The organism is Synechococcus sp. MIT S9504 (genome assembly GCF_047497135.1).
Classification (GTDB): domain Bacteria; phylum Cyanobacteriota; class Cyanobacteriia; order PCC-6307; family Cyanobiaceae; genus Synechococcus_C.
Genome location: NZ_CP138942.1, coordinates 1,928,826 through 1,941,682 on the forward strand (window position 1 = coordinate 1,928,826; position 12,857 = coordinate 1,941,682).

General features: G+C 60.0%; 14 protein-coding genes. 6 read left to right on the plus strand and 8 right to left on the minus strand.

The window, feature by feature from the left end:
• Complete coding sequence (pdhA, locus tag SIB58_RS10855; protein WP_066906878.1) at positions 1 to 1,104, plus strand: pyruvate dehydrogenase (acetyl-transferring) E1 component subunit alpha; 1,104 nt, start codon at positions 1 to 3, stop codon at positions 1,102 to 1,104.
• Positions 1,105 to 1,149: 45 nt separating this feature from the next.
• Here pdhA and SIB58_RS10860 read toward each other — a convergent pair whose 3' ends face one another.
• From SIB58_RS10860 to SIB58_RS10870, 3 genes are all read right to left on the minus strand, one after another.
• Positions 1,150 to 2,064, minus strand: a complete 915-nt coding sequence (locus SIB58_RS10860; protein ID WP_066907191.1) for a histone deacetylase — start codon at positions 2,062 to 2,064, stop codon at positions 1,150 to 1,152.
• 30 nt (positions 2,065 to 2,094) lie between these two features.
• Entirely contained in the window at positions 2,095 to 3,036 is a 942-nt protein-coding gene (locus tag SIB58_RS10865) for an RpoD/SigA family RNA polymerase sigma factor (RefSeq protein WP_066906876.1), read from the minus strand.
• Between the two features lie 154 nt (positions 3,037 to 3,190).
• Positions 3,191 to 4,693 (minus strand): NAD(P)H-hydrate dehydratase, encoded by a 1,503-nt coding sequence (locus SIB58_RS10870; protein ID WP_231884149.1) that lies wholly within the window; start codon positions 4,691 to 4,693, stop codon positions 3,191 to 3,193.
• Between the two features lie 109 nt (positions 4,694 to 4,802).
• Here SIB58_RS10870 and mnmA point away from each other — a divergent pair, with 109 nt between their 5' ends.
• Positions 4,803 to 5,972: a tRNA 2-thiouridine(34) synthase MnmA gene (mnmA, locus tag SIB58_RS10875; RefSeq protein ID WP_066906874.1), complete on the plus strand. Its 1,170-nt coding sequence runs from the start codon at positions 4,803 to 4,805 to the stop codon at positions 5,970 to 5,972.
• On the opposite strand, the gene SIB58_RS10880 is transcribed toward mnmA, so the two are convergent.
• Positions 5,896 to 7,413 carry an apolipoprotein N-acyltransferase gene (locus tag SIB58_RS10880; protein ID WP_067326067.1) on the minus strand — a complete coding sequence of 506 codons (1,518 nt, stop codon included), beginning with the start codon at positions 7,411 to 7,413 and terminating at the stop codon, positions 5,896 to 5,898. The genes mnmA and SIB58_RS10880 overlap by 77 nt on opposite strands.
• Positions 7,414 to 7,467: 54 nt before the next feature.
• Between SIB58_RS10880 and SIB58_RS10885 the strand changes: the two genes are divergently transcribed.
• Genes SIB58_RS10885 through sodX form a run of 4 tightly spaced genes read left to right on the plus strand, consistent with a single transcriptional unit; the run spans position 7,468 to position 9,356 of the window.
• Positions 7,468 to 7,797: a phasin family protein gene (locus tag SIB58_RS10885; protein WP_066906872.1), complete on the plus strand. Its 330-nt coding sequence runs from the start codon at positions 7,468 to 7,470 to the stop codon at positions 7,795 to 7,797.
• Positions 7,798 to 7,832: 35 nt separating this feature from the next.
• Positions 7,833 to 8,435: an FKBP-type peptidyl-prolyl cis-trans isomerase gene (locus tag SIB58_RS10890; RefSeq protein ID WP_066906871.1), complete on the plus strand. Its 603-nt coding sequence runs from the start codon at positions 7,833 to 7,835 to the stop codon at positions 8,433 to 8,435.
• A 43-nt stretch (positions 8,436 to 8,478) separates the two neighbouring features.
• Positions 8,479 to 8,952, plus strand: a complete 474-nt coding sequence (gene sodN / locus SIB58_RS10895) for a superoxide dismutase, Ni (RefSeq protein WP_067325993.1) — start codon at positions 8,479 to 8,481, stop codon at positions 8,950 to 8,952.
• A 26-nt stretch (positions 8,953 to 8,978) separates the two neighbouring features.
• Entirely contained in the window at positions 8,979 to 9,356 is a 378-nt protein-coding gene (sodX, locus tag SIB58_RS10900; RefSeq protein ID WP_082823329.1) for a nickel-type superoxide dismutase maturation protease, read from the plus strand.
• Between the two features lies 1 nt (position 9,357).
• On the opposite strand, the gene trpC is transcribed toward sodX, so the two are convergent.
• From trpC to SIB58_RS10920, 4 genes are read right to left on the minus strand one after another with little or no spacing between them, the layout of a single operon-like run.
• On the minus strand, positions 9,358 to 10,242 hold the full coding sequence (trpC, locus tag SIB58_RS10905) for an indole-3-glycerol phosphate synthase TrpC (protein ID WP_067325996.1): 885 nt from the start codon (positions 10,240 to 10,242) through the stop codon (positions 9,358 to 9,360).
• Positions 10,243 to 10,263: 21 nt separating this feature from the next.
• Complete coding sequence (gene lpdA / locus SIB58_RS10910; RefSeq protein ID WP_066906868.1) at positions 10,264 to 11,712, minus strand: dihydrolipoyl dehydrogenase; 1,449 nt, start codon at positions 11,710 to 11,712, stop codon at positions 10,264 to 10,266.
• Complete coding sequence (locus tag SIB58_RS10915) at positions 11,709 to 12,584, minus strand: TrmH family RNA methyltransferase (RefSeq protein WP_231884148.1); 876 nt, start codon at positions 12,582 to 12,584, stop codon at positions 11,709 to 11,711. The genes lpdA and SIB58_RS10915 overlap by 4 nt, the downstream gene beginning before the upstream one ends.
• Position 12,585: 1 nt before the next feature.
• Positions 12,586 to 12,834, minus strand: a complete 249-nt coding sequence (locus SIB58_RS10920) for a hypothetical protein (protein ID WP_066906867.1) — start codon at positions 12,832 to 12,834, stop codon at positions 12,586 to 12,588.
• Between the last annotated feature and the right edge of the window lie 23 nt (positions 12,835 to 12,857).

A 12,857-nucleotide genomic window follows, 5' to 3' on the forward strand; every position in this document is an offset into this window, starting at 1 on the left:
ATGGGTCAGGACATCGCAATCGGCACAGAGTCACGCAGCGCCGCCGCCTCCGACGGACAGTCTCTGCTGGGTGCCCATGCGGAACGGCTTTCAACCCTGGTGACAGCCCAAAGGGCCACCGTTGACAGGGAGACCGGCCTGGCACTGTTCCGCGACATGACCCTCGGACGCCGCTTCGAGGACAAATGCGCGGAGATGTACTACCGCGGCAAGATGTTCGGGTTCGTGCACCTCTACAACGGCCAGGAAGCTGTGAGCACCGGTGTGATCGGCGCGATGAAGCGACAACACGACTGGTTCTGCAGCACCTACCGCGATCACGTTCATGCCCTCAGTGCCGGGGTTCCAGCCCGTGAGGTGATGAGCGAACTGTTCGGCAAGGAAACAGGTTGCAGCAAAGGGCGGGGAGGCTCGATGCACCTGTTCTCCAAAGAACACCACCTGCTTGGCGGTTTTGCCTTCATCGGGGAAGGCATCCCTGTGGCCCTCGGTGCAGCCTTCACCAGCCGCTACAAGCGGGATGCCCTGGGTGACCCCAGCAGCAATTCCGTCACAGCAGCATTTTTCGGAGACGGTACCTGCAACAACGGCCAGTTCTTTGAGTGCCTGAACATGGCGCAGCTCTGGAAGCTGCCGATCATTTTTGTGGTGGAAAACAACAAGTGGGCCATCGGCATGGCCCACGACCGAGCCACCAGTGATCCCGAGATCTGGCGTAAGGCCGGTGCTTTCGGCATGGCCGGTGAAGAGGTCGACGGCATGGATGTTCTGGCCGTTCGGGCTGCAGCACAGCGAGCCGTTGAACGTGCCAGGGCTGGAGAAGGTCCCACGGTGCTTGAGTGCCTGACCTACCGCTTCCGAGGCCATTCACTGGCTGACCCCGACGAACTGCGCGCCGAAGAGGAAAAACAGTTCTGGGCCAAACGCGACCCTCTCAAAGCGCTTGAACGCGACCTGGTTGGCTCCGGTTTGACCAGCAGCGAGGACCTGCGGGCAATTGAAAAGGACATCGATGGCATCGTGCAGGACTGTGTCGACTTCGCCCTCAGCGCACCCGAACCGGATGGTTCTGAACTCACTCGCTACATCTGGGCCGAAGACTGACGTTCGGCCTCAGCACGAGAGCTTGATCCACCGATCGCAGGCTGATCAGAGACCATGCAAACGGGCCTGATCAGCTGCGGCCCTGAACACCAGGGCATGACGCTTCACAAGCGGTGTCATGGCGTCGTAACCACCACCGATGACTGTCGCCACAGGGATGTTGCGGCGTAGACAGGCATCCAGCACCAGATGATCCCTTTGCAGAAGGCCAACATCCGTCAAGGCCAGTCGTCCCAGACGATCATCGCGATGAGGATCAACCCCCGCGTTGTAAAGCACGATCTGAGGATTCAAACGGTCCAGCAAATTGGGCAGATGGTCGCCAATCAAAGCGAGGTAATCCTGATCCTCCACCCCATCGCTGAGGGGAAGATCCAGATCACTGATCTGCTTGCGGGCTGGAAAGTTGGACGCTGCATGCGCTGAAAAGGTGAACACACGGGGGTCGTCCTGAAAGATCAGCGCAGTGGCATCGCCCTGATGAACATCAAGATCCACCACCATGATCTGGGTGAGGCCCTCCTGCTCCAGCAGCACGCGAGCACAGATCGCCAGATCATTGAAGATGCAGAACCCACTGCCATAACCAGGGAAGGCATGGTGCGTCCCACCGGCAAGGTGACAGGCCAGACCATGCTTCAAAGCCAATCGAGCTGTCAGCAGCGAACCGCCAACGGCAAGAAAGGTGCGCTGCACCAAAGGAGTGGTGACAGGAAGTCCAATCCGCCGCTGTGCCTGGCGATCGAGCCTGTCCCTGGCAAACGCTTCGTGATAAGCGCGGTCATGCACCAATTCCAGCAGCCGAAGAGGCACAGGCATCGGGCGATGCATCTGACCATCACTGGCCAACCCCGTTTCCCTGAGACAACTCTCGAGATGTCGAAACTTCGCCATCGGAAAACGATGGCTACTGGGAAGCGGAGCGCTGTAAACCTCGTGATAAACGAGTGGTGGTTTCAACGATTCAAAGGACCACTGACCTCTGAACAATCAGAAGCTGGGTGCAACGCGACGTGTCAGGTTACGCAGTTTGCGCAATGCCTTGAGCTCAACCTGACGGACGCGCTCACGCGAGACCTCAAGCAGACGACCAATTTCAGCCAGTGTGTGACGCTCATGGCCGTTCAGACCGAAACGCAGGGTGAGAACGTGCTGTTCCTGATCACTGAGATGGCTCATCCAGCGCCCGAGCTGTTCGTGATGAATCCGTTGCTCCACCTTGTCGAGCGGCTCTCCCAGTGAAGAGTCAGCAATCAGGTCGCCAAGGAAGCTGCGACCTTCCTCCCCATTCACAGGTGCATCCAGGCTGCTTGTGGTAAGGGCCTGCCTCAGCAGCGAATCAAGCTCCTGCACAGGCATGTCCATCGCCTCAGCAATCTCGAGACGACTGGGCATCGCACCGAGCTTGTGGGCGAGATCCAGGCTCACTTTGCGGATCGTGGTGAGGCGCTCACTCAGATGCACCGGCAAACGGATCGTGCGCGATTGACAAGCAATGGCGCGCGTCATGCTCTGGCGAATCCACCAGAAGGCGTAGGTCGAGAATTTGTAGCCACGCGTGGGGTCAAACTTCTCAACAGCACGCTCCAGCCCGAGAGAACCCTCCTGAATCAGATCAAGAAGTTCAAGACCTTTCCCCTGATATTTCTTGGCAACACTTACAACCAAGCGCAAATTGGCTTTCATCATTCGCTGTTTGGCACGAAGGCCAACACGAATCATCCGCTTTTGCTTGCTTGAGAACGACTCACTGTCAGAAGGGATCGTTCCATCCTCTGTGAGTTGCATCAGTTGCTGCACCTGGTTTCCCAACTCAATCTCCTCAGCTGGAGTGAGCAGTGGAATCCTGCCGATCGTGGCGAGGTACCAACTGATCGGGTCACTACTTCGTCGTTTTTGGGTTTCTGAAACCCCTGCTGCCGCTGAGACCATGGGGATGAATCTGTGTCGTGATGCGACTGTCCTATGAATTTCTCGATCAGCGATGTGTTTTCAGCAACCCTTCAGATTCATGCGTGGAAAACGACACAAAACCCGGTGAATCGTGTAAAAAATGTAGAAAAGTCAAGCCCAATCGCTCATCAAGTCAATATCGCAACGTGAAACGCGTGAGACTCGCTAATTGACCTGAAATTGCCATGGCGCCACTGCTTTGATCGCATTGTCGAGCCGCAACGGCATGCAAGAAGGCAGATGCGGCAAGGTCTTCGAAACTGAGATCACCCTTGGCCGCTAGGCAGCGTGATCCCCAACCGGCGGCGTGACCAGCAAGAAGATCACCCAGCCCGGTGCGCGCCACCTCAGGATCAGTGCCTGTCAGCTGCCTCACTTCCCCGCCCGGGGAAGCGATCACGCTGTGAGCACCCTTCAGCAACACCACGGCACCTGAGCAATCCGCCGCTGCCGCAGCCTTATCCGGCGGAGAGTCCTGCAAGCAGTCGGGGAAAAGGCGCTCAAATTCACTGCCGTGGGGCGTGATCCACGTCGGTCCGGATCGTTTCAACAACCAGCGCCAGCCGCCATCAGCGGCGGCCAGTTGATTGAGTCCATCGGCATCGAGCACAAGCAGGCCGGTGAAATCCAGCAGGGGATCCGCCCACTGCCGCCAGCATCCCTGCACCATTCCCAGACCAGGCCCGAGCAGGACGGCATCCAAACGAGCCAGATCACACTGTTCCCAGGCCGCTCCCCACTCCAGTGACCCGTGTTGGTCCGACGAGAGACGCGCCCTCAGGACCACCTCAGGAACCTGCTGCCAGAGATGGTCCGCCACACAATCAGGAAGACAGGCCCCGACACTGCCGGCACCGCTGGCGAGGGCCCCACGCAACACGAGGTGGGCTGCACCCCGGTAGCGCTCACTGCCAGCGATCAGCAACAGGCGCCCCCGCTGATATTTCATGGCCACCGGCAACGCCGGAGGACGCGGCAGACCAGCAAGATCATCGGTCCGTAGCAGCAGCTTCAGCGGTGGTGGGAGCGACTGCATGAGCCGCACGGGCACAGCTGGGTCAATGCGGTGCAGGCGGCCCACATGCGCTAAGGCAGCGTCCTGCACCAGCCCGCGCTTGAACAATCCCACGCAAAGAGTGTCCGCAGCAATCGCGGCACCACCGTTGATGGGGCAGCCGGTGTCGGAATCCAGGCCAGCAGGAAGATCCAGGCTCACCAGACGCCCCGGGCAAAGATGCTGTCTGCGCTGCAGCAGATCAGCAAGATCTGCAGGCAAGGGACGCTTCTGACCCAGACCAAACAGCGCTTCGATCCACAGACCCTGTTCAGCTGGATCAGGCGAAGACTGCAAGGAAGTGGCGCCAAGCCATTGCAAATGACGCCAGTGCTCCTGCGTGAGAGGCTGACGCAAAGCAAGAGGCGCCCAGACCCTGACATCCACATTCGCTTCCAGCAGCTTGCGACCAACCACCAGTCCATCGCCACCGTTGTGGCCTGGTCCCACCAGCACCAAGACGCCGGAAGCCAATAACTCCGGACGTGCCAGAAACCAGTCGGCCATGCGCTGGCCCACCGTTTCCATCAGAGCCGCCACCGGAAGGCCACTGGCCAGCCACTCCCTCTCCAGAGCGAGCATCTGATCGGCGGAGACCAGAAGATGGTCGGCATCAGCGGGTGGCCAGATCACTGCCGAGACCCATGGCACCTCACTATGGAAAGAGAATCCCGTTCATGCCCGCCCAGCCATGTCGGCAACGACGCCCAGCATTGCCGCCACGTCAGCCGGCGCCCAGGCCCTGGAGCGCCTGCAGGCCTGGCCTGGCGAGCACCGCGTGGCGGTGGGGCTGTCAGGGGGCGTTGACAGCTCTCTCACCGCTGCACTGCTGGTAGAGGCAGGCTGGGAAATTGAAGGGCTCACCCTCTGGCTGATGAGCGGCAAGGGCGCCTGCTGCGCCGAAGGACTGGTGGATGCAGCGGGAATCTGCGAGCAGCTGGGCGTCCCCCACCACATCGTCGATTCGCGCGACAACTTCGCGCGCGAGATTGTGGAGGGCTTGATCGAGGGCTATCAAGCTGGCATCACGCCCCTCCCCTGTTCACGCTGCAACAGGTCGGTGAAATTCGGACCGATGCTCGAGTGGGCACGGCAAGAACGGGGGCTCGAACGTGTTGCCACAGGTCATTACGCCCGGATACGCCTGGATGAGACCACAGGACGCTGGAAGCTTTTAAGAGGTCTGGACACCCGCAAGGACCAGAGCTATTTCCTTTACGACCTCAACCAGGATGTACTTTCCCGCGTGGTTTTTCCACTGGGCGAACTCACGAAACCTGATACCCGACGGGAAGCGAGCCGGCATGGACTGCGCACCGCGGAGAAACCAGAGAGTCAGGACCTCTGCCTGGCGGATCATCACGGCTCCATGCGAGCGTTCCTCGACGCCTATCTGCCGCCGCGACAGGGGGAGATCGTGCTTCAGGACAGCACGGTTGTGGGGCATCACGATGGAATCGAGCACTTCACCATTGGCCAGCGCAAGGGACTGGGTGTGGCATGGAGCGAACCTCTGCATGTCGTGCGCCTGGATGCGGCGATGAATCGCGTGGTGGTGGCACCCAGGGCCGAGGCAGGTCGCGCTTGCTGTGAGGTGGGAGCCATCAACTGGGTCTCGATCCCACCTCCGGCTGCAGGTTTCAGCCGCAGAGTGGAGGTGCAGGTTCGTTACCGCAGCGGCCCGGTCATGGCTGATCTCACCTGCATCGAGGCCAGTGATGCCGACATCGCTGGGCACCGTCCCCATCGCTGCCGATTGAGGTTCGAAGAGCCTCAGTTCTCAATTACCCCCGGCCAGGCGGCGGTGTTCTACGAAGGCGAGTCCGTGCTGGGAGGGGGCCTGATCCAGAACTCGTTTTAAACAGAACAGTGACAGCCAGCAAAAGCATCAGCCAGAGCGGCCACTCGCGCCAAACCGCATACAGCGTCTTGCCCTGCACTGGTTCCAGTTGCACCGGCAGCAGCCCCGGGAGCATGGCGGGCAGCTCTGCCTGAACCAGTCCCCTGTCGGCAATCAGAGCAGTGGGGCCGGTGTTGGCAACCGAGACGAGTGGCCTGGCAGTCTCCAGGCTGCGCAGTTGTGCCAAGGCCAGGAACTGCCTCTGCAGCAGCAGTGGATAGGGATCGAGATTGGCTGCTGCCAGGATCCATTGCGCGCCATCCGCAACGGCCTCAGCCAGGGCTGTTCCATTGCTGATCTCGTAACAGATGGCCACCGCCGCAGGAGGACCGCCCCAGCGCCAGAGCCTGGAGGACTCACCTGGCTGCAAGCCTCCGACCGCCGACAATCCTGCCAGGCCAGGCCAGGAGGGCGCCCATTCCCCCAGCGGCACCAAACGGTGCTTGTCGATGCTGTTGGACGTTTCTGGCATCTCTGATGCCATTAACAGCAGGGAGCTGCGCTGCTGGCCCGCCACGAAACGAAAGCCACCACTGATCAGGGGAATCTCCCCAGCGTGTTCAACGCCAAACTTCGCAGGGAGCGTGCCCTCAGGAGCAATCAACAGTTGGGCCCCGCCTCGTTCGGCGCTGTCCATGGCCTGACGCAATCTGCGAGGCAGCTCGGTCTGCCGACGAACGCTGAACTTCTCACGGGTGGGGATCGCCGTTTGCCAAAGGGCCAGCGGCAATGCAGCTGGGCCGTTCCGCGAGCTCTGAGCGACTCCCTGCAAGGCCACGGCACCCAGACCATGGGCAACCAGCAGGGCAAGAACACCCCAGCGAAGTAGCCGCCAGCGCTGCTCTCCCTCAAGACGGACTGCGCTCCACAATTGCCAGAGCCACCAGCCCAGCAGAAGCTGAACGGTTGCCAGACCTCCGGCACCGAACCAACCGGCCAGACCTGCAAGCCAGCGGTCAGCGGGGAGAGCGCTGCCGCCAACGCCAATCCAGAAGAGCGGTCCTCTGGCGAGAAGCGTCTCGCCCAGGCCCCAGACCAGAGACAGAACCACGGCCTGCAGCAAGCCTCCACGACCCGGCAGCCAGCGCGCCAACAGACTCCATGCCGCCACAAGCAGCGCTGCGGACAGGACGCAGGCCAACCAGACCATCAGGGCAAGGGGGAGACTCAGCGGTGCTGGTACCCCCAGCCAGGTCAGGGGGTGAAGGGCAATCAACCAGCGATGGCTGATGGCTATCGCCATAGCAGCCCAAAGCGCCGCTGCCACAGGAGATCGGAGCACAGACCACAACAGCGCCAGGGCGGGAACCATCCACCAGGGGCCTGAAAGGCAGAGGCCGATTCCTGTCAGAGCGCCACCGCTCAGTCCCCTGAGCAATGGCAGGGATCGGTCATTGCCCATGGTCAGCACCATTGGATGCCGTCATCCTGAATTCAGACTGAACTGCGATTCTCGATGGAGACCGCCAACCCCCTTCAGCAGCTGCTGCTCCGTGGTCTCGGGACCACCACCCTGGTGGCTGACCGTCTTCGCTATGTAACCCAGGAATGGGTCAGCAGTGGACGCCTGGATGCGACTCATGCCTCCGCACTCGTGGATGACGTGCTGAAGGCTCTGCGCGGAGAAACACCGGAGCTTGAGCAGCAAATGGGGCGCAACCTCGAACGCAATCGCGACAACTTGCTTCAGGATCTGGGGCTCGCCAGCCAGAAGGAGCTGGATGAACTGCGCGGTCGGATCGATCGACTCGAGCAACAGCTGCGCCAACGCGATCGTCAGGAGTAAGCCTGCCAGAATCGGCGGGAACAAACGGAACTCCAGTGCGCGACATTCTGATCAGTTCTGCCGTCTGCGTGGGATGCCTGATCGTGGCTCTCATCAGTCAGATCGTGGCTCCATCCACCGTGATCGCCGCAGCTCCGGCAGCACAACCCGCCATCGTTCAGACCGCTGGTCTGAGCAGCGCATCCAGTCCGATGGAACTGGATCCCGATGAGACCAATCCAACCCTTTTCGCCATGGCTCCTGAGACCAACCAAGCAGACGCCTCGGCACTGGGAGGCGCCATGAGCGCCGATAAATCACAGATCCTTGCCAACGGCTTGCGCATCACCGACCTGGAAGTCGGCACCGGCCCTGAAGCCGTCGCAGGGCAGACCGTGGTGGTCCATTACCGAGGAACGCTGGAGAACGGCAAACAGTTTGACGCCAGCTATGACCGCGGCAAGCCCTTCACATTCCCGCTCGGACGTGGGCAAGTGATCAAAGGATGGGATGAAGGCGTCCAGGGCATGAAGGTGGGCGGCAAGCGCAAGCTGGTGATCCCTCCTGAGCTCGGCTACGGCACGCGCGGAGCCGGCGGTGTCATTCCACCGAACGCAACGCTGATTTTCGAAGTGGAGCTGCTCGACATCAAGTCCTGAGCGACAGTTAGTCTGAGTGGACGGCAGTTGACTATCAACCCACATGCTCCGCTCGGCACTCACAGCCATTTTTCGCGCACTACCTGCTGAAGCAACACAAGCCCACTGCGACGGTCCTTGTGGGGTCTATGACCCAGCTTCAGCTCGCGTAGCTGCGGAAGCTGTTCTCTCAATGACCAAGAAGCTCAAGGCCATTGAGGCACCTGCAGCAGGCGACGCTGCAGCTCTGGCGACTTACAACAACACGTTTTCTCGCTACGTCGCGATCAAGGAAGAGGAGGCCACCAAGGCCAAGAAGGAGCTTATGATCCTCTGGACGGACTACTTCAAGCCCGATCACCACGCCACCTTCCCCGATCTGCACGACACCTTCTGGAAAGCAGCCAAACTCTGCAGTGCCTGCAAGGTCAACATCGATCAGGGCAAGGCGGAAGAGCTGATGGCTGCCGTTGAAAAAATCCATGGCATGTTCTGGACGTCCAAGGGTCGCAACGACGCCTGGGTCACCGCATCCTGAGTGCCCCACCGTCTGGGTGAGTCACTGTGAACAATCCGATTCCAGCAGCAGGTCTCAAGGACCTGCTGCTGTTTTTTTTAGGCAGGCGAAGACTGTTCCAGGTGGAAGGTGACTCGATGCTCCCCGCTCTTCAGCCCAAGCAACGGCTGCTGGTGAAGAGTCTGGCTAAACCCGACCAGCCACCCTCACCGGGCACTGTTGTGGTGTGTCATCACCCAAGCGATTTCAATCTGGTGATCACGAAGCGCGTCTGGCACTCAACAGAAACCTGGCTTGAGCTCAGGGGCGACAACCAGGATGAGAGCACAGACAGCCGGCACTTCGGACCGGTTCCATTGGACCGCGTGATCGGCGTGGTGACAGCGGTTATTCCTTCAACAAGTCGGAAGATCGATAACCGCTGAATCAGCCTGAGATCAAGCTGCGAAGCCCCTGTTCAACGTTCTGCTGACGCATCAGGGCTTCTCCCACCAACACCGCGGCAGCACCTGCGGCCTGCACACGATCGAGATCTGCACGCAGAAACAGACCCGACTCACTCACCAGCAACGCTCCCTGGGCCTTCAAGTCGGCTTCAAACTGATCGGCCAGTTGCTCCGTGGTGGAGAGATCAGTCTCAAAACTGGTGAGATCCCTGTTGTTGACTCCAATCAACGGGAAACCACCAAGAGCAAGAACACGCTGCAATTCTTGCGAGTCGTGCACTTCCACCAGCACCGTGAGTCCAATCGTCGCGGCCACTTTCTGCAAATAGGACAGATCCTGATCCGAGAGGATGCCGGCGATCAACAACGCGGCATCAGCGCCAGCGGCACGCGCCTGATAGAGCTGATGCGGGCTGAGAATGAAGTCTTTGCAGAGCAGCGGCACATCCACTGCTTCGCGGACGGCGACAAGCACATCAAAACCGCCCTGAAAAAAAGTCTTGTCCGTTAGCACGGACAGGCAGCTGGCACCACCGGCCACATAGGAACGTGCGATCGCAACGGGATCGAAATCCTCACGAATCACACCTTTGCTGGGACTGGCCTTTTTGACCTCAGCGATGACAGCCGGCAAGACCGAAGCCGATCGCAACGTCGCCAGAAAATCTCTTGACTTCGGAAGCTCAGCAACCCGGACTTTCAGCTTGGCCAGCGGCATGCGTTGACGCGCTGTTTCAATTTCCCGGTCTTTCTCCCAAACAATCTTCTCCAGGATGTTGCGTGGCTCACTTTCCTCGTGAGGGATCGCATATTCGAGATGAGCCACCTGAACCTTGGGGTTGGGTGGACGACGACGAAACTCCATAGCGGCAATCGGGGGAGGTGATCAGGAAGCGGCGGCAAGGGAAGCTGCAGCCTGCTTGTAGGCCACTTCAACCACTTCGCTGAGGGTGGGATGGGTATGCACTTCGGTGGCCAGCTGGCGCACGCTTTGACGACGGGCCACCGCATTGGAGACCTCCTGAATGAGGTCGGCGGCGTGCAATCCATAGATGTGGGCACCAAGAACCTCACCCGTGACCTTGTTGAAGAGCAATTTCATCAGGCCGTCACTTTCCAGTTCGGCCAGAGCCTTGGAATTGGCCTTGAAGTAGCTGCGCACCACCCCGAGCTCGAAGCCCTGATCAGCTGAATGCTGCTTGGCATCGGCTTCGCTCAGCCCCACAGAGCTGATTTCGGGGTGCGTGAAGGTGGCTGCAGGAATACTGCGGTAGTCGATCTCACGGGTGTGGCCAAGGATGTTGTCCACAGCAACAGTGCCCTGAGCAGCGGCGGTATGGGCCAGCATCAGCTTGCCGGTCACATCCCCCACGGCCCAGAGATGAGGTACGGGCTGACCACCGGCCAGAACACGCATGCCATCGTCAATGGGCACAAATCCCCGGTTGGTTTCAATACCCAGTGCCTCAAGATTGAGTCCTTTGCTGCTGGGCACCCTGCCCGTGGCCACCAGCACGGCATCGACCTCCAGAGTCTCAACGGGTTCATGGGTCTGCATGTCGACCAGTTCGATCAGAGCAGGGGAACCGGGCTTGATCGACTTGGCCAGCACGCCTGAACGGGCGTCGATGTCGCGGCCATCAATCAGCTTGCGCGCAGCAAGCTTGGCGATGTCTGGATCGAAGGTGGGCATCACCCGGTCCAGGGCCTCGATCATGGTCACCTCGCATCCGAGCGCGGTGTAGACGTCGGCGAACTCCAGGCCGATGTAACCACTGCCAATGATGGCGATCCAGCGAGGAAGCCATTCGAGGTTCACGGCCTCATCACTGGTGAACACACTGCGTCCATCCGTCTCGATGCCGGGCGGGACGAAGGGATCGGAACCTGTTGCCAGGATGACATCACGAGCCGAGAGAGTCCTGTCGACACCGCTGATTTCACGAACTCCGACCCGCTGTGGAGACTCCAGACGCCCCTGTCCTCGAATGATCGTGACCCCAGCTCTCTCCAGCGTCTTGGTGAGGTTGCTGCGGATCGCGGCCACCAGTTCATTGGCATGGTCTGCGATCTTCTGCCGCTCGAAACGCACGGGTGCCGCGTGGATGCCAAAGCTGGAGAGGTGCTGCGCATCAGCCAGCTCTCGTACCCGGCCTGAGGCGGCCAGGAGCGCTTTAGAGGGAACACAGCCGCGATTGACGCAGGTGCCGCCCATATCACGGGATTCGATGATCGCCACCTTCAGTCCGTGATCGGCGGCATGTTTGGCCGCATCGAAACCGCCATAACCGGCGCCGATCACGATTACATCGAAGTCGAAACTGGCGTCGCTCACCCGAACAGCTGCATGGAGGCCGTCATTGTCGCCCGTCGGCGTTCCAAAAGGAGAGGAACAGCTGCTGAGGCGACATTGAGAGACTCAACCTGACTGCTATGGGGAAGCGTGACCCCATGGCTGCAGCAGGCCTGCAGCGCTGGATGAAGACCTGCGGCCTCATTGCCTAGCACCAACACGGTGGGACGGCACCAGTCCAGCTGCCAGTAAGGAATCACCGGCATCCCCACCACGGAATCAGGCACCAGAGCCGCCACCACCTGAAGGCCACGATCTCGGGCTGCAAGGAGCTGCTCGGCCAACTGTTCCACTCCAGCTCCATCGGTTGGTCCCAACCGTCTGAGCGGCAGTCGCAGCACCGCTCCAACGGCAGAACGCACCACCTTCGGAGCTAGGGGGTCAGCTCCCGCAGCAAGCCAGACCTCCTCAACGTCGGCTGCCAGTGCAGTGCGCAGCAAGGTGCCCACATTGCCTGGATCCTGCACGCGATCAAGCGCCAAGACAAACGATGGAGCTTCAGCAGACAGCGGCAACTGTTCGATCGGCCAGAGGCAGGCCACCCCATCGGGGTGAACGGTGGAGAGCGCTGCCCGGAGTGCTTCATCGGCCATCAGCTGCAGATCGATGTGATCGGCCAGCCGATCCATCAGATCTGTATGTGAATCCAGCCATGCCGGCGTTGCGATCACCTTGACGGGCTTTGTAAGCCTTCTCGAGAAAGACAACAGCTCCTGCAGTTGATGGGTGCCCTCAAGCAGAAGATGACCATCCTGCTGGCGCCCCGAGGACGTCGCCAGAGAGCGGAGACGCCGAACAAGAGGATTGCGGCGACTGGTGATCAGATCAACACCGGATCCCGGAACCTGATTCACCTCAGAAGCTGGTGTGTTTTCTGACTTTCAGCCCATCGTGAAGGCTGAGGTCACTTCCATCGAGATCGACACCATTGACGGAGGCAATCTCTCCTTTGATTCCCTCAGCTGCGAGATTTTCCACCAGCTTCTTGATGACCTGGTCTTCAACAGCTGCCTGATCGACCTTATCGGGAGTCAGAGCTTCCAAAAACTTTCCAACCTTGGACGCCACAACCTCTGATGAGTTGGAGATCTTCAGAACAATCATGGGCAGTGGGTGAGGCCTTCTGA